This window comes from Streptomyces sp. NPDC029169 (assembly GCF_055563935.1).
Genome location: NZ_JBVHXA010000008.1, coordinates 175,016 through 198,275, shown reverse-complemented (window position 1 = coordinate 198,275; position 23,260 = coordinate 175,016). Strand labels below are relative to the sequence as shown.

Genomic DNA, 23,260 nt, shown 5'->3' with positions numbered 1-23,260 from the left:
GGGGCCGGCCGCCGCACGCGATCGGCCGGCCCCCGGACGGACCCCTCGTCTACGACCCCAGGATCGTCGTCAGGAACTCGCCCGTCCACGCCAGCAGTTCGCGCCCCACGACCGGCTTCCCGCCGATCTTCCCGCTCGTCGGGCGCGGCACCAGGATCTGGTGGACGGCCGGCTTGATGACCGTACGCGGGTAGAGGCGCTTCAGCCGCAGCTCCTGCGACTCCCTCAACTCCACCGGCGCGAAGCGGATGTTCGGGCCCTGGAGGACGATCTCGCCGACGCCGCACGCGCGGGCCAGCATCCGCAGGCCGGCCACGAGCAGCAGGTTCTCGACCGGCTCGGGCAGCTTGCCGTAGCGGTCGGTGAGCTCCTCCCGTACCGCCTTGATGTCCTCCTCCGTGTTGGCGGAGGCGATCGCGCGGTACGCCTGGAGGCGCAGCCGCTCGCCGGGCGCGTAGTCGTGCGGGACGTGCGCGTCGACCGGCAGCTCGATCTTGACCTCCAGCGGCGCCTCCTCCTCGACCCCGCCCTCCAGGGAGGCGCGGTAGTCCGCGACCGCCTCGCCCACCATCCGTACGTACAGGTCGAAGCCGACGCCCGCGATGTGGCCGGACTGCTCGCCGCCGAGCAGATTGCCCGCGCCGCGGATCTCCAGGTCCTTCATCGCCACGTACATGCCCGCGCCCATCTCGGTGTGCTGGGCGATGGTCGCGAGCCGCTCGTGCGCGGTCTCGGTCAGCGGCTTCTCCGGCGGGTAGAGGAAGTACGCGTAGCCCCTCTCCCGCCCTCGTCCCACCCGGCCGCGCAGCTGGTGCAGCTGCGACAGGCCGAAGTTGTCGCCACGCTCCACGATCAGGGTGTTGGCGTTGGAGATGTCGATGCCGGACTCGACGATCGTCGTGGAGACCAGCACGTCGAACTTCTTCTCCCAGAAGTCGACCACGACCTGCTCCAGAGCCGACTCGGACATCTGGCCGTGGGCGATCGCGATCCGCGCCTCCGGGACGATGTCCCTCAGCCGCGCCGCCACCCGGTCGATCGACTCGACCCGGTTGTGGATGTAGAAGACCTGGCCCTCGCGCAGCAGTTCACGGCGGATGGCCGCGCCGATCTGCTTCTCCTCGTACGGGCCGACGAAGGTGAGGACCGGATGCCGCTCCTCCGGCGGGGTGGTGATCGTCGACATCTCACGGATGCCGGTCACGGCCATTTCGAGCGTACGGGGGATGGGGGTCGCGGACATCGTCAGGACGTCGACGTTGGCGCGGAGCTTCTTCAGCTGCTCCTTGTGCTCGACGCCGAAGCGCTGCTCCTCGTCGACGATGACCAGGCCCAGGTCCTTGAACTTCGTCTCGGAGGAGAACAGGCGGTGCGTGCCGATGACGATGTCGACCGATCCGTCCCGCAGGCCCTCCACCGTCGCCTTCGACTCGGTGTCCGTCTGGAAGCGGGAGAGCGCGCGGGTGACGACGGGGAACTGCGAGTACCGCTCCGAGAACGTGCCGAAGTGCTGCTGCACGAGCAGTGTCGTCGGTACGAGGACGGCGACCTGCTTGCCGTCCTGGACCGCCTTGAAGGCGGCGCGGACCGCGATCTCCGTCTTGCCGTAGCCGACGTCACCGCAGATCAGGCGGTCCATCGGGACCGTCTTCTCCATGTCCTCCTTCACCTCGGCGATGGTCGACAGCTGGTCGGGCGTCTCCACGTACGGGAAGGCGTCCTCCAGCTCGCGCTGCCAGGGGGTGTCGGGGCCGAAGGCGTGGCCGGGGGCCGCCATGCGGGCGCTGTAGAGCTTGATCAGGTCGGCCGCGATCTCCTTGACGGCCTTCTTCGCGCGCGCCTTGGTCTTCGTCCAGTCCGCGCCGCCGAGCCGGTGCAGGGTCGGCGCCTCGCCGCCCACGTACTTGGTGACCTGCTCCAGCTGGTCGGTCGGGATGTAGAGGCGGTCGCCGGGCTGGCCGCGCTTGGCGGGGGCGTACTCGACGAGGAGGTACTCGCGGGTGGCGCCCTGGACGGTCCGCTGGACCATCTCGATGTACCGGCCGACGCCGTGCTGCTCGTGCACGATGTAGTCGCCGACCTCCAGGGTCAGCGGGTCGATGGTCTTGCGCCGCTTGGCCGGCATCCGCTGGCCGTCCTTGCCGGCCGCCTTCTGGCCGGACAGGTCGGTCTCGGTGAGGACGGCGATCTTGAGGGCCGGGTCGACGAAGCCGTAGTCGATGGAGCCGGTCGCCACGTGGACGACCGCCGGGGCGATCTCCCCCAGGTCGGCCTCCAGCCGGGCCGCGATGCCCTCGCCGCCGAGGACCTCGACGGTGCGGGTCGCCGGGCCGTGCGCCTCGGTGACGTAGACCGTGCGCCAGCCGTCGGCCAGCCAGCCCTTGGTGTCGGCGAGGGCGCGGGCGGTGTCGCCGCGGTACGACTCCGGGGCGTGCATGCCGAGCTTGAGCGTGTCCGTGTCGAGCGTCTCGTCCGCGGCGAACGGGGAGACCGACCACCACATCATGTCGAGCTCGCGCGCCCGGTCCCGTACGTCCGCGATCCCCCAGAGGGAGGCCGCGTCGACGTCGATCGGGGCCTCGCCGCCGCCGGCCGTGGCCGCCCAGGACGCCTGGAGGAACTCCTGCGACGTGGCGACGAGGTCCGCGGCGCGCGTACGGACCCGCTCCGGGTCGCACACCACGGCCATCGAGCCCTTCGGCATGACGTCGAGCAGCAGCTCCATGTCGTCGACGAGGACGGGGGCGAGGGACTCCATGCCCTCGACGGCGATGCCCTCCGCGATCTTGCCGAGCAGCTCGCCCAGCTCGGGGTGCTGCTCCGCGAGTGCGGCGGCCCGCTGCTTCACGTCCTCGGTGAGGAGCAGTTCGCGGCAGGGCGGCGCCCACAGGCCGTGCTCGGCGACCTCCAGGGAGCGCTGGTCGGCGACCTTGAAGTAACGGATCTCCTCGACGTCGTCGCCCCAGAACTCGATCCGGAGCGGGTGCTCCTCGGTCGGCGGGAAGACGTCCAGGATGCCGCCGCGGACGGCGAACTCGCCGCGCTTCTCGACCAGCTCCACGCGGGAGTACGCGGCGGCGGCGAGGCCGTCCACGACCTCCTCCAGGTCGGCCTGCTGCCCGGTCCGCAGCGCGACGGGTTCCAGGTCGCCGAGGCCCTTGACCTGCGGCTGGAGCACGGACCGTACGGGCGCGACGACGACGGAGACAGGGCCGGCGGACGGGTCGTCGGCGGACGGGTGGGCGAGGCGGCGCAGCACGGCGAGGCGTCGGCCGACGGTGTCGGAGCGGGGGCTCAGGCGCTCGTGCGGGAGGGTCTCCCAGGAGGGGTAGTCGACGACCGTGTCGGGGTCGAGGAGGCTGCGCAGGGCGGCGGCAAGGTCCTCGGCCTCCCGGCCGGTGGCGGTGACGGCGAGGACGGTCCGGTTCGCCTCACGGGCAAGGGCCGCCACGGCGAAGGGGCGTGCCGCCGGGGGGCCGACGAGGTCGACATGCGTGCGGTTGCCGTCCGTGGCGGCTTTCACCGCTTCGGCGAGGGCCGCGTCCTTGACGACGACGTCGAGCAGACCGTGCAGGCTCATGGAGCTTTCCATCCCGATGGGTGTACGACAGCGGGCAACGCGAACAGCCCGACACGTCTCACGGGCCGGGTGGTCCCGGCGCATGGGCCGGGGGCTCCCCCAGCCTACGACGTGGGCGGGTCACCGGCGCGAGGGAATGCGTTCACTCCGGTGGGTGAAACGGGGCAGAACGGGTGGCGCCCGCTAGACGGAGCGCAGTAGCCTTAGTCAGACCTTAGTCCACCCGCCTGAGAGGCCGCGATGAACGCAGCAGCCCGGCAGTACAACGTGCACGAGGCGAAGACCCACTTCTCCAGGATCCTGGAAGCGGTCGCCTCGGGCGAAGAGGTCATCATCAGCAAGTCCGGGGAACCGGTGGCGAAGGTGATCCCGCTCGAAGGGAAGGTCCGCCGCACCGCACGCGGCTCCCTCAAGGGCCAGATCGTGTTCCGCGACGACTTCGACGACATGTCCGACGACCCCGGGTTCGCCGAGGCGTTCGGACTGCTGCCGGAAGGCGACGGCAAGTGAAGCTGCTGGTCGACACCCACGTCGTCGTCTGGTGGCTGATGGACTCCCCGCAGCTGTCGGACGAGACCAAGGACCTCCTCGACACCGAGGCGCTGGCCTACGTCAGCGCCATCACCCCGTGGGAACTCGCGGTCAAGCAGGCCCTCGGCAAGCTCGACGGGCCGGACGACCTGCCCGAGCGAACCCGTGACTGCCAGCTCAAGCCTCTGCCCATCACGGCCCTGCACGGCATCCGCGCCGGTCAGCTCCCACCCCACCACCGGGACCCCTTCGACCGGATACTGATCGCCCAGGCCCAGACCGAAGGGCTGACCCTCGTCACCCGGGACAAGTTCATCCCCCTCTACGACGTGCCCGTGCTCACCGTCTGAGGACGCGCGTACGGCCCCGGTGACATCACCGGGGCCGTACTCACCCCCGTACCGCTACTCCGTAGCGATCGCGTTCAGTACGTTCATCCGACCCGCCCGGAACGCCGGGACCAGGGCCGCGAAGAGGCCCACGAAGGCCGAGGCGACGAAGACCGTCAGGATCGTCGGCCAGGGGATCTCCAGGACACCGAGGCCCTCCAGGGCCAGGAGCTTCTGGGCCGCCGTGCCCCAGCCCATGCCCAGGCCGAGGCCCAGCAGGGCGCCGAAGAGGGCGATGACCACCGACTCCAGGCGGATCATGCGGCGCAGCTGGCGTCGCGACAGGCCGATCGCGCGCATCAGGCCGATCTCCCGGGTCCGCTCGACCACCGACAGCGCGAGCGTGTTCACCACGCCGAGCACCGCCACGATGATCGCCAGCGCAAGGAGTCCGTACACGATGTTGAGCAGCTGGCCGACCTGGTCCTTCAGGTCCTGCTTGTAGTCGGCCTGGTTCTGCACCTTGTACTGCGGGTAGGCCGCCAGCGACTCCTTCAGCGCCGCGTACGCCTCGGTCTCCTTGCCGTCCTGCGCCGTCGCGAACATGACCACGCTCTGGGGCATCTTCTCGGCGGCGAGGTACCGCGCCGCCGTGGTGACGTTGGTATACATCACGCCCTTGTCGACGTTGTTCTCGTCCGACGTGATCGCCGCGACCCTCAGCTTCGCGCTCTCGCCGCCCTTGAAGGCGACGGTCAGCACGTCGCCGACCTTCACGCCATGCTCGCCGGCGTAGTCGCTGCCCACCGACATGGCGTTCGGGTCGTAGGCCTTCACGAGCGTGCCGGCCGTCGTGTCGCGCCGCAGATCCTTCGCGTACGACGGTTCGGCAGCGACCAGGCCCTTCTCGACGGCCTTGCCCTTCGGGTCGGTGATCGTCGCCTCGACCCACTTGTACTCGGTCACGTGGTCCAGGCCCGGGGTCTTCTCCAGGGCCGCCTGGGCCTGCGGCATGATCGGCTGCCCGTTGCTCGACTGCACGATGAAGTCCGCGCCGACCGAACGGTCCAGCTCCTCGGTGGCCGAGGCGACCATCGACGAGCCGACCACCGACAGACAGGCCACCAGCGCGAGCCCGATCATCAGCGCGGCGCCGGTCGCCCCCGTACGGCGCGGGTTGCGCAGCGCGTTGCGCTCGGCCATCCGCCCGACCGGGCCGAAGACCCGCAGGACGACGGCGCCGAGGACGCGCACGACCCCGCCCGCGAGCAGCGGTCCGACGACGATGAAGCCGACGAGGGAGAGGACGATGCCGAGGCCGAGCCAGAGGGACCCGGTGCCCGCCTTCTCCGCCTGCGTCGCCGTCCACAGCGCGGCCGCGCCGCCCAGCGTCAGCAGCAGCCCGAGCCCGCCCCGTACCCGACCGGCCCTGCCGTCGGCCGGCGTGCCCGCATCCCGCAGGGCGGCCATCGGGGAGACCTTGCCGGCCCGGCGGGCCGGGATGTAGGCGGCGAGGACGGTGACGACGATGCCGAGGACGAGGCCGACGGCCGGGGTCGTCCACTTCACCGTCAGGTCCTGGGTGGACAGCTCCATGCCCATGGAGGACATGAGCTCCATCAGTCCGATGGCGAGTCCGACGCCGGCCGCGACGCCCGTGAGCGAGCCGACGACACCGAGGAACAGCGCCTCGACGAGGACGGAACGGTTCACCTGCCGACGACTGGAGCCGATCGCCCGCATGAGGCCGATCTCGCGGGTGCGCTGGGCGACCAGCATCGAGAAGGTGTTGACGATGAGGAAGATGCCGACGAGGAAGGCGATCCCGGCGAAGCCGAGCATCGCGTACTTCATCGGCTTCAGGAAGCCCTCGACGTCCTTGCGCCCCTCGTCGGCGGACTCGGCCTGGGTCAGCAGCTTGTACTCCCCGCCCACTGCGGCGGAGATGCTCTTCTTGACCTGCTCGTGGCTGAAGCCGGGGGCAGTGGTCACCTCGATGTTCGTGAACACACCCGTCTTGCCGAGGAGTTCACGCTGCGCGGTGGCGGTGTCGAAGTAGACGACCGTGGCACCGGGATTGGTGACCTTGAAGGACGCGATGCCGGAGATACGGGTGGTGAAGTCACCGGTCACGGCGATCGTGCGCAGCTCGTCGCCGATCTTCAGCTTGTGCTTCTCGGCCGTGCCGGCGTCCAGGAGAGCCTCGGTGGGGCCGCGCGGGGCGTGACCGGAGGTGATCTCCATGGAACTCAGTTCCCTGGGGCTCCAGTTGACGGCGATGGTCGGGGCGCCGCCTTCGGACCCGAGGTTGTTGTTGTGGGCGTCGGCGACGGTCACGCTGAGCGAGATGACCTTGCCCTCGGCGGCCTCGACGCCCTCGGCCCCGGCGACCCGGTCGACGACCGAGGCCGGCATGGTCGCGGGACGGGCCGTCCGCGGGGTCTCGTCGTCGGTCGACGCACCTTCCTTCGGGCTGACGGTGACGTCGGCGGCGGTCGCCGCGAAGAGCTTGTCGAAGGTGGTGTTCATGGTGTCCGTGAAGACGAGCGTGCCGCTCACGAACGCCACGGAGAGCAGGACGGCGACGGCGGAGAGCGCCATGCGGCCCTTGTGCGCGAGGAAGTTGCGCAGGGAGGTCTTGAGGACGGTCATGACGTCCGCCCGCGCGCGTCGAAGTCGGGGGTCTGGGGGTGTCCCCCAGAAAAGAGGAGCATCCGGTCGAGGACGGCGTCGGCGGTCGGCCGGTACATCTCGTCGACGATCCGGCCGTCCGCGAGGTACAGGACACGGTCGGCGTGACTGGCGGCGACCGGGTCGTGGGTGACCATCACGATGGTCTGGCCCAGCTCGTCCACCGACTGCCGCAGGAAGCCGAGGACTTCGGCTCCGGCGCGGGAGTCGAGGTTTCCGGTCGGCTCGTCGCCGAAGATGATCTCGGGGCGGGCGGCGAGGGCCCGGGCCACGGCGACGCGCTGCTGCTGACCGCCGGAGAGCTGCGCGGGCCGGTGCTTCAGCCGGTCGGCGAGACCGACGGTCGAGACGACCCGGTCGAGCCACTCCTGGTCCGCCCTGCGGCCGGCGATGTCCATCGGCAGCGTGATGTTCTCGAGCGCGTTGAGGGTCGGCAGGAGGTTGAACGCCTGGAAGATGAAGCCGATCCGGTCACGGCGCAGCTGGGTGAGCCGCTTGTCCTTGAGGCCGGTGATCTCGGTCTCGTCGAGGAATATCTGGCCGCTGGTGACGGTGTCGAGACCGGCGAGGCAGTGCATCAGCGTCGACTTGCCGGAGCCCGAAGGGCCCATGATCGCGGTGAACTGCCCACGGGCGATGTCCACATCCACCTGGTCGAGGGCGACGACCCGGGTCTCGCCGGCTCCGTACGCCTTGACGACCTGCCGCGCCCGCGCGGCGACGGCCGTTCGCTCTCCAGTTCCCCCGTGCCTGGGGATGGTCACAGCCGAAGTCACGGTATGTCTCCTATGCCTTGGTTCGCCTGGGTTGGGTTTCCCGTAAGACCAAGCTAAGGACGGGAGGGGGACTTCCTCGTCCTCCGCCGGGACGAACGGCCCCTGCCCTCTATGGGGGAGGGACCCCTAGGGGTTCTCCATCCGCGGATGGAGTGGGAGGCTAAGCCGACGAAATTAGGTGTACGACGCATCAGATGGAGGGGTCGGGCGTGGCCGAGGCGACGACACAGCAGGCCGCCGCACCCGCTGGCACGACGCGCGGGCGCGGCCCGGTCGTCGCGGCGCTCATGCTGGGGATGGCGCTGGCCGCGCTGGACGGCACGGTCGTCTCGACCGCCGTACCGCAGATCGTCGGCGACCTGGGCGGCCTGTCCGTCTTCTCCTGGCTGTTCTCCGGCTACCTGCTCGCCGTCACGGTCACCCTCCCCGTGTACGGCAAGCTCTGCGACACCTTCGGCCGCAAACCGGTCCTGATCGCAGGAACGATCCTCTTCCTCATCGGCTCCCTGCTGTGCGCCGCGGCCTGGAACATGGGCTCGCTCATCGCGTTCCGGGTCGTCCAGGGCCTGGGCGGCGGCGCGCTCCAGGGAACGATCCAGACGATCGCGGCGGACCTGTACCCGCTGAAGGAGCGCCCGAAGATCCAGGCGAAGCTCTCCTCGGTCTGGGCGACCGCTTCGGTCGCAGGCCCGGCGGCGGGCGGCCTCCTCGCCGGGTACGCGGACTGGCGCTGGATCTTCCTGATCAACCTGCCGGTGGGCCTGGTGGCGCTGTGGCTGATCGCCCGGTACCTGGTGGAGCCGGAGAGGCGGGAGGCCGGTGCCGGAGCCGGTCCTGCGGTTGGCCCCCGCAAGGTGTCCGTCGACTGGGCGGGCGCGGTCGCGATCTTCGCGACCGGGACGCTCCTGCTCACCGCCCTCGTCCAGGGCGGCGTCGCCTGGCCCTGGCTCTCCGCGCCGTCACTCGGCCTGTTCGGGGGCGCGCTCGCCCTCGCCGGAGTGACCGTCCTCGTCGAACGCCGCGCCGCCGAGCCGATCATCCCCGGGTGGATCTGGCGCCGCCGCACGATCTCCGCGGTCAACCTGGCCCTCGGCGCGCTCGGCCTGCTGATGGTCGCCCCGACGGTCTTCCTGCCCACCTACGCCCAGGCCGTCCTCGGCCTCGGCCCGATAGCCGCCGGCTTCGTCCTCTCCGCGATGACGCTCAGCTGGCCCGTCACCGCGGCCTTCTCCAACCGCCTCTACAACCGCATCGGCTTCCGGCTCACCGCCGTCACGGGCATCGTCGTCGCACTGCTCGTGCTGCTCGCCTTCCCCCTCCTGCCCTTCCCCGGGGAGCCCTGGCAGCCGGCCCTCCTGATGCTCCTGCTCGGCGGCGCGCTCGGCCTCTTCCAGCTTCCGCTGATCGTCGGGGTCCAGTCGACCGTCCCGTACGAGGAACGCGGCACGACGACCGCGTCCGTCCTCTTCTGCCGCCAGGTCGGCCAGAGCGTCGGCGCGGCCCTGTTCGGCGCGATCGCCAACGGCGTCCTCGCCGCCCGCCTGGGCGCCGGCACCGACCTGGACGGCCTCGCGTACGCCCTGGACCACGCCGACGACACCCTCCGCCGCGCGGTCGACGCGGCCGTCGACCACGTCTACCTGGGCGCGGCGGGCGCCGCGGCCCTCGCCCTGCTGGTCCTGCTGACCCTGGCCCCGCGCCGTTTCCCCGTGCTGAAGGAACATCAGGAACACGAGGAATCCCGGGACGGGACTCAACCGGCCTGAGACACGTCACCCTCCTCGGGCCCCTCGGGCTCCTCCGACTCCAGCGTGTCCGTGCCGTCCGGCTCGGGCGTGTCCGTGCCGTCGTCCGGGGCGGGGCCGCGGCCCGTCAGGGTCGCGAGGGAGGTGCGGATGTGCTCCAGTTGCGCGTGGATCGCCTCGCGCGCCTCCGCGTGTTCCCGCAGCACGCGCTCCGTCGCCCGCTCGATCTGTTCGCACTGCGACCGGGCCTCCACCAGGAGCTCCGCCGCCTTGGCCTCCGCGTCCTCCTGGCCGTGGCGAGCCTTCTTCTCCGTCCTCGCGAGGGCGCGTTCGGCCTCCGCCAGGCGGAACCGCGCGGCGGCGACGAGCTCCTTGTTGCGGGCGTCCAGTTCGGCCGCGCGGGCCGTCGCCGCCCGCTCGGCCTCCTCCCGTCGCGCCGCCTGTTCCGCGCGCTGGGCGTCCAGGAGCGCCGCCGCCCTGCGGGCCGTGGCCTCGAAGTCCTCCCGCGCGCTCGCCCGCTGCTCCTCCGCCGCGCGCCGGGCCTCCGTCCGCGTCACCTCGGCCGCGTCGAGGATCGCGGCGAGGGCCGCGGTGGCGTCGGACTCCGCCCGCGCCCGCACCTCGTCCGCGTACGCCCGCGCCGCCTCGGCCGCCGACCGGCCCGCCTCCTCCGCCTCCGCCACAAGGGACTGCGCCTCCGCCTCCGCGGCGCGTACGAGACTCTCGTCCTCGGCCTTCGCGAGCTCGAGCATCTTGCGCGCCCGGTCGCCCAGCGACGCGAACCGCTGCGGCTCCAGCGCCTCGACCTCCGCCCGCAGCCGGACCGCATCCGCCTCCATGTCCTTCGCGAGAACCGTCAGCCGGGCCGCCCGCTCCCAGGCGGCGTCCCGTGCGGCGGAGAGCGCGGCGAGATGACGGTCGACCTGCCTGGGGCGGTAGCCGCGCCCGCGTACGACGGCGAAACCCATCCCTGACGACCCTTCCGTAGCATCCGAAATGTCTCAAATGCCAGGATGCGCCATCAGGCATGACAAAAGGCGCCCGACGTGTAGTCCACATCGGGCGCCTTTCGTCACATTCGGCCTAAAGCAGTCCGTCCCACATCTGCTCCAGGAGCACCGACCACCAGTTCTCCGGCGACGCAAGCGCCGCCGGGTCCAGCATCGCCAACTGGGCCTGGAAGTCGACCGTCCAGCGGCCCGCCTGCTCCGGGTTGAGCCCGAACCGCAGCCGCCACATCCGCCCGAGCAGCGCCATCGACCGGGTGAACTCCGGCAGCCCGCTGTTCACGAACTGCGGCGGCACCGGCGCACCCCCCGGACCCGCCTCGACCGGTACGGCGACGATGTGCGCGGTCCCGTACTGGACGCAGATCGCCCGCCCGAAGTCCGAGCCGATCACCAGGTACGAACCCGCGTCCGACGCCGGCTGGACCTGACGCTGCGCCGCGAGTTCGGCCAGCGTCGGCACCACCGGCTGGGCCGGCTGCGCCCAGAAGAACGGACCGAAGTCGGCCGGCAGACCCGCCCATACGAGGGTCAGCGCGACGATCTCCGGCACGCCCTGACGGGACACGGCCCGCTGGTCGAACCGGCAGATACCCGGCCCGAAGGCACCGGCCATCTCCTGCGCGATCCCCTCCGGGGGGATCGGCGGGGCGGGCTGCACCGGCGGCAGCGGGGCGCGCACCGGCGCCGGGCGGGCCGGACCGTCCGCGACCTGGTGCAACTCGCCCTGGTGGGTGAGGAGTTGCCGCATGCCCTGCTGACGGCCCGCGTGATCCTTGCCGTACGGCGCGATGTTGGTGATCCGCGCCTGCGGCCAGGTCTCCCGGATCATCCGGGCGCAGTAACCGCCCGGCAGCTCGCAGGACTCCAACTCCGTGTGCAGTTCGAGCACTTGCTGCGGCGGCACGTTCATGGCGCGCAGCTCGTGCAGGATCTGCCACTCGGGGTGCGGGGTGCCGGGGGCGGACCGCCGGATGATCTGCGCCTCGGAACCGTCGGGCGCGCGGTAGCGCAGCACGGCCTGGTAGCCGGGGCCGACGGTCGGCACCCCGGCCGGGGGCTGCTGCGGGTACCCGTACGCGGGCGGGGCGCCCGCCGGGGTCCCCGGCGCGGACGGCGGCGGCACCGGCGGAGCGCCCAGACCGCCCGGACCGGGCTGCGCGAGCATCGTCGCGGCGTGGTGCACCCCACCGGGCGGGGTCCCCGGAGCACCCGGAGCACCGGGGGGTCCGGGCGGGGCGATGCCGCCGGGCCCGGGGTGGGCCAGCATGGTCGCCGCGTGCGCGACACCGGCACCGTCGGAACCACCGGGAATCCCCGGCGGCGCGGGCGGAGGCGGCGGCGAACCGGGCCCGCCCTGGCTCGGGTGCGCGAGCATGGTCGCGGCCTGGTGCACGGGCTGCGGAGGCGTCGGCGGCCCGGGAGGCTGAGGCCCGTCGGGCCCGAGCTGCGACACGAGCTGCGTCGGTACGTACCCCCCTGCAGGCACCCCGGGAACCCCCGGCGCCTGCGGCGGAGGCGGAGGATTCCCCCCACTCCCCCGCGCCCCGCGCGGAGGCAACACGGCCTTACTGGTCGCCGCATCCGCGATATCCCCAGCCCCAGGCGCCCGGGGCGAGGAGGGCACGCCGGGAGCGCCGGGCACCGGAGGAACACTCGGGCCACCAGCGGCGCCGGAAGCACCGGGGGCCGGAGGAACACCGGGGCCACCGGGCGCACCGGGAGCACCGGGGGCCGGAGGAACACCGGGGCCACCGGGCGCACCGGGAGCACCGGGGGCCGGAGGAACACCGGGGCCACCGGGAGCACCGGGAGCCGCAGGACCGGAAAGGCCACCGGCTCCGCCGGATCCGACCGGCGCAGGACCACCGATCGAGCCCGGACCGCCAGGGACCGAGACCCCACCGGGTACACCCGGAGCCGGAGGCACACCCGGCACTCCGGGGGCACCGAGGCCCCCGGGGGCACCGGGAGCCGCAGGCGCAGCGGAACCGCCAGCGGACGCCAGACCACCCGGGGCGCCCGGGGCAGCCGGGTTGCCGTGCGAGCCGGGAGCCGCAGGCGCACCGGAACCGCCGGCGGACGCCGGACCACCCGACGAGAACGGGCCACCGGACGCAGCCGAACCACCCGGGCCACCCGGGGCACCGGGAGCCGCAGGCGCAGCGGAACCGCCGGCGGACGCCGAACCACCGGGGCCACCCGGAGCCGGAGGCACTCCAGGGCCACCCGGGGCGCCGGACGCGCCCAGGCTGCCCTGGGCCGCAGGATCAGACGGGCTGCCCGGCGGGAACGGGCCGTCGGACGGCGCCGCGCCGCCCGACGGGAACGAACCACCGGACGACGCCGGGCCGCGGGGCGGGAACGGGTCGAGGGCGCCGGGTGGCGGCGGGGCGTTCGGGTCGAGGGCCTGGGCGATCGCCGTCGGCGGGAGCGCGCTGCCGCCCGACATCAGGGCCGTCGGGGCGTCCGCGCCCACCACCGGAGGCGGCGTGTCGTCGTCGTCCGCACCCGACAGGGGCGGAGCGAAGACCGTCGCCGGCAACGGTACGGAACCGTCCGCACCGCCCGAGCTCGCGTTCGCGTCCGCCCACGGGCTGCTCGGCGGCGCCTCCGCCGGGACGCCGTCCGAGGCCGTCGGCTCGTAGTCCACCGGCCGCCCCGCTGAGGCACCCGGCGACCCGGCACCCGCCGAAGCCACCGCACCCGACGGCTCGGGCGACGGCGAACCGCCGTGCGTCACCTCCGGCGCCGACGAACTACCGCCCGCCTGCGACGCGTTCGGCCCCTTCGGCGCCAGCCCCAGCTTGTCCGCCGCGTCCTGCAGCCACTCCGGAGGGCTCAGCAGGAACGACGTCGCGTTCAGGTCCACCCGCTCCGGAGGCGCCGGCGCCGACGAACCCGCGTCGTCCGCGACCGCCCCGTACTCCTCCTCGTACCGCCGGATCACCTCACCGATCCCCAGCCCCGGCCACAGCGTCGCCTCGCCGCTGTCCCGGGCGATGACCAGCCGCTGGTGGCCGCCGTCCGAGACCGGACCGCCCTCGCGGTCCTCCGCCCAGACCACGAAGCCCAGCCCGAACTCCCGTACCCGCACCTCCCGGTGCTGGTACGCCGGCACATCACCGTTGATCCATTCCTCGGCGCGCTCCTGCGCCTGCGCGAACGTCACCACAGCCAGTTCACTCCCCCACCGGGACCACGGGCACAGCGCGCGCGAAGCCGCCGTCCACCATCAGGTTCGCCACCGTCTCCAGCTCCGGCGGATTGCCGGCCAGCCGTCGCAGAAACGCGTCGAAGTCCTCACCGCACGGAAGCAACAACCGCTCCACACGCTCGTTCACGCTCCACCGGCCGGCGGCCTCACCGGCGTCCCGCACGTCGTCGTACGCGCAGAACCACACCGTCCCGATCCGCTCGCCCTTCACCTTCACCGCCAGGATCCCGCCCTGGACGAACGCGACGCCCAGATAGTCCTTGGTCAGATGGTCGCGCAGGCACTTGTTGACGTAGACGAGGTCGTTGACCCCCGCCTCCTCGCGCACCGTGAAGAACGGCTGGTCCACCAGCAGACCCAGTTCGGCGTCCAGCGCCGCACCCACCGGCGCACAACCGCCCGCCGCCTTCAGGAAGGAGCGGTACGCGCCCGGCAGGCGGTACCCCAGATCCTCCTCCACACCGAGCAGTTGCTGCTCCGTCACCGACACCAGGCCCTTGGGCAGCCCGAAATGAGCCGGCCGGGTCTCCTGGAGCGGGCGCGTACCGCGCTTGGAGTGATCGACGGCGGCCGTCGCAACCCCGCCGTGGTGGCGCAGCAACGCCTTCACCTCGACCGGTACCAGCTCCATCCGCCGGCTGCCCGCCACGTGGTGCCAGGTCCAGCCGTGCGGGGTCGCCACCGCCGGAATCGTGTCCCACAGCTCGTGACCGGTCGCGGCGAGCGCCGCGTTCGCCGACACGTAGTCCGTCAGCCGCAGCTCGTCGACGCCGAAGCCCTCGGGCGGATCGGCGATCTCCGCCGCCGCCCGGGCGTACGGCGAGAAGTCCGGATAGCCGTGTTCGTCCACCCGCACCCCTCTGGGGTGCCGGGAGGCCCGGACCGGGTCCGGGAAGTGCACGACCTGCCCGGCGTAAGCCGCGTTCGGTGGCGCGGCGTGCTGCCCGAGCCGACCTGTCGTCATGGCGGTTGCCCCCTGCGCTGGCTGCTGGCTGATTCCGCACAGCCTATGCGGTGCCACAAGTCCACGACCCGGCCCGATGCCCCCACGACCACAGCCCGTGACCAACTGTCACGAGCGGATGACACACCGGCGATAGTTACGACACACCGACGACCCGTTTGAGTACCCCGCTTCCACATGAGGCGTCCCATTTGGCACTCTGTTCCAGCAACTCGGGGGATTGCAGGAGGGGAAGACACGCACGATGTACGCAGCACCGACGCCCACGCAGGGTGACCCACGCCTCAACTGGAGCAGCACCGAGTCCACCCGCGCCCCGTTACTGCGCTTCCGCCGCGACGGCATCCTCCCCACCGTCGGCGCCGCACTCTCCGTACGGGGCGAAACCCTCACCTGCACCGCCGGCCGCGGCGACCAGCCGCCCGCCCTGCATCCACTCGTCCAGGACTTTCTGGACACCCTCACCAGCGGGCAGCGCGAACGGTTCACCGGACGCTGCCCCGAGGCGATCCTGCTCTCCCGCCACCTGACCGCCACCGAGACCGGCCGCTCCAAGCGCGCCCAGCGCAAGCCGCTCACCCCCGGCGAGGCGCGCCGCTCGCTCAAGCACGCCAAGCTGACCGCGCGGCGCATCCGGGAGGACGGCGACCCGCTGCACGGAAGCTACGCCGCCCCCTGCCGCTCCTGTACGGCGATGCTCGCGCACTTCGGTGTGCGCACCGTCGACCCCACCTCGACTGTCGAGAACGGCTGACCGCACCTTCATGCCCGACCACCTGAGCACCACCCGATTCCCGGTCAACGTCGACGCCGCCCTCCGCGAGGCGGGATGGCAGCCGGGCCGCTGGGACATCAAACTCGCCGAACAGTGGGCCGACGCCCTGCGCGCCCACGTCTCACCCGGCGGCCACCGGCACAGCGTCTTCCCGGCGGCCGTCGAGGCATGGGCCGAATTCGGCGGCCTGCACGTCGCCGCCCCCGGCACGGGCCGCCAGATCGCCCCGGCCACCCTCCGCTTCGACCCCCTGGCCGGCCTCCACCTGGCCCGCACCCTGTCCGACCTCGGACGCGCGCTCGACACGGAGATCTCTCCCCTGGGCGAGGAGGGCGAGCACCAGGCGGTCCTCGCGATCGACATGGAGGGCCGGGTCTACAGCCTGGACCACACGGGCGACTGGTTCCTGGGCCGGGACATCGACGCGGCACTGTCGACGCTGATCACGGGCGCGCAGCCGACGAGACTGGTGACGGGCTAGACGCGGGCGCGCGGGGATTGGATCCAAAATTCGGGACCCAACATCCAGGATCCAATGCGCTGGATCCAATGGCTCCAGGACATTGGATCCAACATCCGATCTACGCCGCCCGCTCCCCCACCGGCAGCACCGCCGACACCCGGAACCCGCCCCCATCCGTCGGACCCGACACGAACACACCGCCCAGCCGCGTCACCCGCTCCCGCATGCCGACCAGACCGTTGCCCCCGCTCGGCAAGTGCGCATCGGCGGCCTCCGCGTCCGACGGCCCGTTCTCGACCTGCATCGCGACCTCCGCCTCCCGATGGGCCAGCCGGACGACGACCTTCGCCCCCGCCGCATGCTTGTGCACGTTCGTCAGCGCCTCCTGGACCACCCGATACGCGGTCCGCTCGACCTCCGCCCCGTACACCCGTGCCTCACCGAGCACCAGCAGCTCGACGACCACACCCGCCTGGCGCGACTGCTCGACCAACTCCTCCAACGCGTCCAGACACGGCCCGTCCTCCGAGGCAGCCTCGGCCGCGGCAGCCGCCGCCCGGCCGACCGCCGCCAACGGAACGGGAGAAGTGGGAGAGGCCGGAGACGAGACCGCACCCTCCCGCAGCACGCCCAGCATCTCGCGCAGCTCCGTCAGCGCCTGCCGCCCCATGTCACCGACCAGCGCCGCGTTCTTCACAGCCTTCTGCGGATCCTTCAACGCCACCGCCTGCAACGCCGCCGCATGCACCACCATCAACGACACCCGATGCGCGACCACGTCGTGCATCTCCCGCGCGATCCGCGTCCGCTCCTCCTGCCGCGCCCACTGCGCCCGCTGCTCCGCCCGATCCGCGAGCAACGACAGCTCCTGCTCCAGGCTGTCGGCCCGCTCCCGCAGACTCTCCATGAGCCGCCGCCGCGCCCCTATGTAGAGGCCGAACAGAACGGGAGGCGCGTTGAGACCCAGCGTCAAGATCACCGAGACGACCGGGACGTACCAGCCACTGGGGTCGAAATCCCGCTGATCCACATCGGCCTGCGCGACGTCCTGACGCACCCGCACCACGGTCACGACGAAGACGGCGACCGTCGACATCCCCGCGAGCGCGGCCGTGATCCGGCGGGGCACCTCGGAGGCGGCGAGCGTGTACAGCCCGACGATCCCCATCAGATAGCCCATCTCGGCGGGCGTCACGGCGATCGACACGAGCACGACGGCGATCGGCCACCGGCGTCGCACGAGCAGCACCGAGCCGACGATCAGCCCGAACAGCACCCCGACGGGCACCGGCAGCCCCGCCTTGTCGGCGAAGCCGACGCCTTCCAATCCGCACTCAAGGGCGGACACGCCGGCCAGCCCGATGTCGAGTACCGCACTACGCCGTCTCCCCCACCACCACCGGCCACGGGGCGTGATGCCCGCAGCGTCCTGGTGTGCCCCCGTTGTGGTCATGCCCACCAGCGTACGGGCGGGGGCCAGCCATTTTCGGAAGAGCGCCGAACGCACGAGCGCGGCACGCAACCAGCGGCACACAACCAAGAGCGCGGATCTCTACCGTCGCATGGAGGGGGCTTGGTACGGCATAGTGTTGGGTGCCGATCCGACGGCCTGACCCCATGTCCGGTTTAGTCGGTTATTTTCCCCCGTGGTGTAATTGGCAGCACTGAGGCTTTTGGTGCCTTATGTCCGGGTTCGAGTCCTGGCGGGGGAGCCATGCTCGGTTCGGGTCCTGACCTCGCGGTCGGGACCCGCACTCATGTCCGCCCCAAAACCCCCCGGTATCCTGCGGGTGTCCACCACTCGAAGCCGAAGGGCATTCCCGTGAGCGCCAACCGCCCGGCCGCCGTCGTCGTCCTCGCAGCGGGTGAGGGCACCCGCATGAAGTCGAAGACCCCCAAGGTCCTGCACGAAATCGCCGGACGTTCCCTCGTCGGGCACGTCGTGTCCGCCGCGCGTGAGCTGGAGCCCGAGCACCTCGTCGTGGTCGTCGGGCACGCCCGCGAGCAGGTCACCGCGCACCTCGAGGCGCACTACGCCGGTACGCGCACCGCCGTCCAGTACGAGCAGAACGGCACCGGTCACGCCGTCCGTATGGGCCTCGAAGAGCTGGGGCAGGCCCCCGACGGCACCGTCGTCGTCGTGTGTGGCGACACCCCGCTGCTCTCCGGGGAGACCCTGAAGGCCCTGGCCGGTACGCACGCGGCCGACGGCAACGCCGTCACCGTACTGACCGCCGAGGTTCCGGACTCCACCGGCTACGGGCGCATCGTCCGGGACGCCGCGACCGGTGCCGTCACCGCGATCGTGGAGCACAAGGACGCCTCGGACGAGCAGCGTGCCATCAAGGAGATCAACTCCGGGGTGTTCGCGTTCGACGGGCGGCTGCTCGCCGATGCGCTCGGCAAGGTCCGGACGGACAACAGCCAGGGTGAGGAGTACCTCACCGATGTGCTGTCGATCCTCCGTGAGGCCGGTCACCGGGTGGGTGCGTCCGTCGCCGGTGATCACCGCGAGATCCTGGGGATCAACAACCGGGTGCAGCTCGCGGAGGCCCGTGCGCTGCTGAACCAGCGCCTCCTCGAGCGGGCGATGACCGCCGGTGTGACCGTGGTCGATCCGTCGTCGGTGTTCGTCGACGTGACGGTGACGTTCGAGCGGGACGCCGTCATTCACCCCGGTACGCAGCTGCTGGGCGCCACGCACATCGGTGAGGACGCCGAGGTCGGTCCGAACACGCGCCTGAAGGACACGACGGTCGGCAAGGGTGCCCGGGTCGACAACACGGTCGCCGACTCGGCCGTGATCGGCGAGAGCGCCTCCGTGGGGCCGTTCGCGTATCTCCGTCCGGGGACGCGGCTCGGGCTGAAGGCGAAGGCCGGTACGTACGTCGAGATGAAGAACGCGACGATCGGCGAGGGCACGAAGGTCCCGCACCTGTCCTATGTGGGCGATGCCACTATCGGCGAGTACACGAACATCGGCGCGGCGAGTGTGTTCGTGAACTACGACGGTGAGGCGAAGCACCACACGACGATCGGGTCTCACTGCCGGACCGGGTCGGACAACATGTTTGTGGCACCCATCACGATCGGGGACGGTGCGTACACCGCTGCCGGGTCTGTGATCACCAAGGACGTGCCGGCCGGTGCGCTCGCTGTCGCCCGTGGCCAGCAGCGGAATATCGAGGGTTGGGTTGCCCGGAAGCGGCCTGGCAGCGCTGCCGCGCAGGCCGCTCAGGTGGCCGGCGAGGGGCCTGTCGGCGAAAGCTGACCGGAAACAGGTGCGTCGAACTCGGCGTACCGTGATACGTGCACACAAATTCGGCTGGCTCGCACACGCGCACGGGAGCGCGGGATTCGCGGCCAGGGAACACGTCTGAGGAGACAGTGCTGTGACCGGGATCAAGACGACCGGCGAGAAGAAGCTGATGCTCTTCTCCGGCCGCGCCCACCCCGAGCTGGCCGAGGAGGTCGCGCACCAGCTGGGTGTCGGCCTCGTGCCGACGAAGGCCTTCGACTTCGCGAACGGTGAGATCTACGTCCGTTTCCAGGAGTCGGCTCGTGGCGCGGACTGCTTCCTGATCCAGAGCCACACGGCTCCGATCAACAAGTGGATCATGGAGCAGCTGATCATGATCGATGCTCTGAAGCGGGCTTCCGCTCGGAGCATCACCGTGATCATCCCGTCGTACGGCTATGCCCGTCAGGACAAGAAGCACCGTGGGCGTGAGCCGATCTCGGCCCGCCTGGTCGCCGATCTGATGGCGACCGCGGGTGCGGACCGCATCCTCACGGTCGACCTGCACACCGACCAGATCCAGGGCTTCTTCGACGGCCCGGTGGACCACCTGTCGGCTCTCCCCGTCCTCGCGGACTACGTGGGCAGCAAGGTCGACCGTTCGAAGCTGACGATCGTGTCTCCGGACGCCGGCCGTGTGCGGGTGGCGGACCGCTGGTGCGACCGTCTGGACGCGCCGCTGGCGATCGTCCACAAGCGCCGTGACAAGGACGTCGCCAACCAGGTGACGGTCCACGAGGTCGTCGGCGACGTGAAGGGCCGGGTCTGCGTCCTGGTCGACGACATGGTGGACACCGGTGGCACGATCTGCGCCGCGGCCGACGCGCTCTTCGCGCACGGCGCCGAGGACGTCATCGTGACGGCCACGCACGGCATCCTCTCGGGGCCGGCCGCCGACCGTCTGAAGAACTCCAAGGTGAGCGAGTTCGTCTTCACGGACACGCTCCCGGTGCCGGGTTCTCTGGAGCTCGACAAGATCACGGTGCTGTCGATCGCTCCGACGATCGCGCGCGCCGTGCGCGAGGTGTTCGAGGACGGCTCGGTGACGAGCCTCTTCGAGGAGCAGTAAGCACACCCGTACTGCTTCGTACGTACGAGAAAGGGCCGCTTCCCCCTCGGGGAGGCGGCCCTTTTCGGTCGTCTAGGACGGGCGGGCGATCTCGAACGGGGGTGAGGTCCAGGTCTCGGTGTCGTCGGGGGTGCCGAGCGCCTTGACGACGGTGAGTCTCAGTACGTACTCCCCGTTGGGCACGGTGAACGTCCGGTTTCCTCTCTTCGTCTCGCCGTTGAAGGGGAAGAAGTAGAAGTCCGTGGACCTGGCGTTGCGCCGGAAGTACGGGATGTCGAAGGCCGTGTGCCAGGGGCGGCCGGTCTCGGCCTCGAAGACCTCGATGCGCAGGCTGCGTACGGGGTGGTCGAAGTGGGCGAGGACGTACGGGACGTTGTTCTCGTCGGTCATGGAGAAGGTCGAGGAGGCCGGCGGCACCTTCTGGAAGTCGTCCCCGGTCAATCGTGCGAGCCAGGGGTACCCGGCGGGCGTCGGGGTCAGGACCGGGATGGACTGGTAGTCGCCCTTGAAGCCGGTGTAGGGGACGCGGTATACCTCGGCGGGTTCCTGGGTGTCGGTCAGGGTGAGGTAGCCGCCGTAGACTCCCCGGTCCGCGAGCGCCGCGGGTGCGGTGATGGTGGCGGTGACGGTCGCGGTTCCGCCGCCGGGCACGGTCACCTGGGTGACGGGGTTTCCGCCTGAGGTGAAGGCGACGGTGGCCGGTGCGTCGTGTTGCGTGACGTCGAAGGTGTTCGGTCCGGTGGCCCGTGCGGGTGCGTGGGTGAGCTGGTACGTCCTTGGCCCGTTGTCGGTGTTCCGGATCGTGAGGTTCCGGGTCGCCGGGCCCGCCTGGCTTTCGCCGAGCGAGAGCTTGCTGGGTTCGACTCTCGCCTTTGCGGCGATAGCGCCGGGGATGTCGAGCATGCCGCCGCCTTGGCGGTGGACGTTGTCGAGGGCGCCGGGGTCGCCGGACGGAGGCTTCGGGTCGGCGGTGTTCTGGAAGAGCGTGCGTACGTCGCCGGCGCGTGTGTCGGGCTTGGCCTGCAGGAGCAGGGCGACCGCGCCGGCGACGTGCGGGGCTGACATGGAGGTGCCGCTGAGGGTGGCGTAGCTGCCCTGTTCGACGGGGAAGGTGGAGCGGATGAAGCCGCCGGGGGCGCCGAGGTCGGGCTTGAGGGTGAGGTCGGGACTGGGGCCGTAGGAGCTGAAGGACGAGATCTGATTGCCCGTGGCGTTCGGGAAGGACTCGATGTCCGCGGTCCAGGTCATGGTGACCGGTCCGCCGGCCAGCCGGCCGTCGATCAGGACGCCATCGGTGTCGGAGACGGTGACGACAGAGATGGTGACGGCGGGTGTACCCCTGAGGGCCGCGCCGAACCGTCCTGGCTGGTTGTTGTAGATCACGACACCGGCCGCTCCGGCGAGTTCGGCGTTCCTGGCCTTGTCGTAGAAAAGGCAGGTGCCGCGGCGGATGAGGGCGACCTGGCCGGTGAGGCTGCCGGCCGGCAGGGGGTTGCAGGCGTCGGCGGTCGAGGTGGGTGTGCCGGTGCGGGCCATGGGGAAGCTGCCGCTGGTGGGGGGTGCGGGTGCTCCTTGGGCTGCCGTGTATCCGATCTTCGTGCCGTCCGGGGTGATCGTGAACACCGGCAGGTTGGAGTGGGTGTTGTCGAAGGAGGCGACGCCGATCGCCCGGTTGGCGACGCCCGGGGCGCTGCTGGAGTAGAGGCCGTCCTGGCCGCTGTTCCCGATGGACGCGATGACCGGGATGCCCCTGCCGACGAGTCGGTCGGCGCCTTGGGCGGTGGGGTACTGCGGCCAGGCGAAGGCGGCGCCGATGGACATGTTGACGACGTCCACCTGATCGGCGAGGGCCCGTTCCATGGCCTGGAGCATGATGTCGGCGGTCGTCTGCCCCTCGCATCCGAAGACCTTGTACGCGGTGAACGCGACGCCGGGCGCGACGCCGGTGACCTGGCCGTTCGCGCCGACGATGCCGGCGACGTGGGTGCCGTGCCCGTCACAGTCGTCCGGGTTCGTGTCGGGGACCGGGGGCGTCTCTTCGCCGGTGAAGTCGTCGCCGACGAAGTCGTGGCCGCCGACGACGCGGCAGCCGGGGCCGGGTTCCTCGCACTCGCCGAGGTCGGGGTGTTCGTAGTCGATGCCGGTGTCGATGACTCCGACCGTGATGCCGGTGCCGGTGAGTCCGTGTTCGTCCTGTGCGACGTCGGCCCCGGTCATGGCGATGGCGGTGGCGAGCTGGGGGTCGGCGACGTCTTCCCTCGGGGGGAGCGCGATGGTGTCGACGGGGTAGACCGCCCTCACGCCGGGCACCTGTGTCAGTGCGTCGAGCTGCGTGGCGGCGAGCCTGATCGAGAGCCCGTTCCAGAGGGTGTCGAAGGCGCGGCGCTCGCTGAACTCCAGGCCTCTCCTGCGTGCCTCCGCACGGAACGCGGCCTTCTCACGCCGGGTGGTGTTGATGCTGGTGCCGTCCGTCGTCGGCGGGCTCTGGAGTTCTACGAACCACAGGTCCGGGTTCTCCGCGGCCGACCTGGGCACGCTGGGCCCCTCCTGCGCGGACGCGGCGGGTGCGGCGAGTATCACCACCGCGGCCGAGAAGAGCGCGAGCGCGCGAACCGTGTGGCCAGTTCTCCTGAGCATGTCTCCTCCGTCGCGTGGTGGCGTCCCGTCGACGCCCGCGACATTGGTTCTCCCTGGACCGCCCGGATTTAACGCATTGTCATCCTTTATGCCGCCCTTATGACGCACGAGATGCCGCCGGCGGGAGGACCCCGACGGGGGGCTCGGGGCAGTGATCGGCAGTGATCCAATTGGGTGG

The 23,260-nt window shown here is 71.2% G+C and carries 15 protein-coding genes and 1 tRNA gene; 8 read left to right on the top strand and 8 right to left on the bottom strand.

Annotated features, from left to right (window positions below):
* Positions 1–49: 49 nt before the first annotated feature.
* Complete coding sequence (gene mfd / locus ACZ4VI_RS17860) at positions 50–3,580, bottom strand: transcription-repair coupling factor (RefSeq protein ID WP_468000146.1); 3,531 nt, start codon at positions 3,578–3,580, stop codon at positions 50–52.
* A gap of 240 nt (positions 3,581–3,820) precedes the next feature.
* Here mfd and ACZ4VI_RS17855 point away from each other — a divergent pair, with 240 nt between their 5' ends.
* Both ACZ4VI_RS17855 and ACZ4VI_RS17850 read left to right on the top strand, forming a co-directional pair.
* Positions 3,821–4,090, top strand: coding sequence for a type II toxin-antitoxin system Phd/YefM family antitoxin (locus tag ACZ4VI_RS17855; RefSeq protein WP_468000145.1), 270 nt, complete (start codon positions 3,821–3,823; stop codon positions 4,088–4,090).
* Positions 4,087–4,461 carry a type II toxin-antitoxin system VapC family toxin gene (locus ACZ4VI_RS17850; protein ID WP_468000144.1) on the top strand — a complete coding sequence of 125 codons (375 nt, stop codon included), beginning with the start codon at positions 4,087–4,089 and terminating at the stop codon, positions 4,459–4,461. The genes ACZ4VI_RS17855 and ACZ4VI_RS17850 overlap by 4 nt, the downstream gene beginning before the upstream one ends.
* A gap of 54 nt (positions 4,462–4,515) precedes the next feature.
* Here the strand turns inward: ACZ4VI_RS17850 and ACZ4VI_RS17845 are convergent, their stop codons facing one another.
* Together ACZ4VI_RS17845 and ACZ4VI_RS17840 are read right to left on the bottom strand one after the other, a co-directional pair.
* The gene (locus tag ACZ4VI_RS17845) at positions 4,516–7,092 is read right to left on the bottom strand and encodes an ABC transporter permease (protein WP_468000143.1); all 2,577 of its coding nucleotides are present in this window, start codon (positions 7,090–7,092) and stop codon (positions 4,516–4,518) included.
* Positions 7,089–7,907, bottom strand: a complete 819-nt coding sequence (locus tag ACZ4VI_RS17840; RefSeq protein WP_468000142.1) for an ABC transporter ATP-binding protein — start codon at positions 7,905–7,907, stop codon at positions 7,089–7,091. The genes ACZ4VI_RS17845 and ACZ4VI_RS17840 overlap by 4 nt, the downstream gene beginning before the upstream one ends.
* Before the next feature lie 209 nt (positions 7,908–8,116).
* Here ACZ4VI_RS17840 and ACZ4VI_RS17835 point away from each other — a divergent pair, with 209 nt between their 5' ends.
* Positions 8,117–9,673, top strand: coding sequence for an MFS transporter (locus tag ACZ4VI_RS17835; protein ID WP_468000141.1), 1,557 nt, complete (start codon positions 8,117–8,119; stop codon positions 9,671–9,673).
* On the opposite strand, the gene ACZ4VI_RS17830 is transcribed toward ACZ4VI_RS17835, so the two are convergent.
* From ACZ4VI_RS17830 to ACZ4VI_RS17820, 3 genes are all read right to left on the bottom strand, one after another.
* The gene (locus ACZ4VI_RS17830) at positions 9,661–10,620 is read right to left on the bottom strand and encodes a cellulose-binding protein (protein ID WP_468000140.1); all 960 of its coding nucleotides are present in this window, start codon (positions 10,618–10,620) and stop codon (positions 9,661–9,663) included. The two genes, ACZ4VI_RS17835 and ACZ4VI_RS17830, sit on opposite strands and share 13 nt — an antisense overlap.
* A gap of 115 nt (positions 10,621–10,735) precedes the next feature.
* Positions 10,736–13,834 carry an SUKH-4 family immunity protein gene (locus ACZ4VI_RS17825; protein WP_468000139.1) on the bottom strand — a complete coding sequence of 1,033 codons (3,099 nt, stop codon included), beginning with the start codon at positions 13,832–13,834 and terminating at the stop codon, positions 10,736–10,738.
* A 7-nt stretch (positions 13,835–13,841) separates the two neighbouring features.
* Positions 13,842–14,840, bottom strand: a complete 999-nt coding sequence (locus ACZ4VI_RS17820) for an SMI1/KNR4 family protein (RefSeq protein ID WP_468000138.1) — start codon at positions 14,838–14,840, stop codon at positions 13,842–13,844.
* A gap of 244 nt (positions 14,841–15,084) precedes the next feature.
* Here ACZ4VI_RS17820 and ACZ4VI_RS17815 point away from each other — a divergent pair, with 244 nt between their 5' ends.
* Both ACZ4VI_RS17815 and ACZ4VI_RS17810 read left to right on the top strand, forming a co-directional pair.
* Positions 15,085–15,594: a YwqJ-related putative deaminase gene (locus ACZ4VI_RS17815; RefSeq protein ID WP_468000137.1), complete on the top strand. Its 510-nt coding sequence runs from the start codon at positions 15,085–15,087 to the stop codon at positions 15,592–15,594.
* Positions 15,595–15,604: 10 nt separating this feature from the next.
* Positions 15,605–16,096 (top strand): SUKH-3 domain-containing protein, encoded by a 492-nt coding sequence (locus tag ACZ4VI_RS17810; RefSeq protein WP_468000136.1) that lies wholly within the window; start codon positions 15,605–15,607, stop codon positions 16,094–16,096.
* A gap of 100 nt (positions 16,097–16,196) precedes the next feature.
* Here ACZ4VI_RS17810 and ACZ4VI_RS17805 read toward each other — a convergent pair whose 3' ends face one another.
* Positions 16,197–17,531 (bottom strand): sensor histidine kinase, encoded by a 1,335-nt coding sequence (locus ACZ4VI_RS17805; RefSeq protein WP_468000319.1) that lies wholly within the window; start codon positions 17,529–17,531, stop codon positions 16,197–16,199.
* Between the two features lie 187 nt (positions 17,532–17,718).
* Here ACZ4VI_RS17805 and ACZ4VI_RS17800 point away from each other — a divergent pair.
* The 3 genes from ACZ4VI_RS17800 to ACZ4VI_RS17790 all read left to right on the top strand — a co-directional run bounded on the left by ACZ4VI_RS17800 (position 17,719) and on the right by ACZ4VI_RS17790 (position 20,445).
* Positions 17,719–17,793: transfer RNA gene (locus ACZ4VI_RS17800), tRNA-Gln, on the top strand.
* Between the two features lie 107 nt (positions 17,794–17,900).
* Positions 17,901–19,349, top strand: coding sequence for a bifunctional UDP-N-acetylglucosamine diphosphorylase/glucosamine-1-phosphate N-acetyltransferase GlmU (gene glmU, locus ACZ4VI_RS17795; protein WP_468000135.1), 1,449 nt, complete (start codon positions 17,901–17,903; stop codon positions 19,347–19,349).
* Positions 19,350–19,470: 121 nt separating this feature from the next.
* On the top strand, positions 19,471–20,445 hold the full coding sequence (locus tag ACZ4VI_RS17790) for a ribose-phosphate diphosphokinase (RefSeq protein WP_468000134.1): 975 nt from the start codon (positions 19,471–19,473) through the stop codon (positions 20,443–20,445).
* Positions 20,446–20,517: 72 nt separating this feature from the next.
* On the opposite strand, the gene ACZ4VI_RS17785 is transcribed toward ACZ4VI_RS17790, so the two are convergent.
* The gene (locus ACZ4VI_RS17785; RefSeq protein WP_468000133.1) at positions 20,518–23,082 is read right to left on the bottom strand and encodes a S8 family serine peptidase; all 2,565 of its coding nucleotides are present in this window, start codon (positions 23,080–23,082) and stop codon (positions 20,518–20,520) included.
* Positions 23,083–23,260 lie beyond the last annotated feature (178 nt).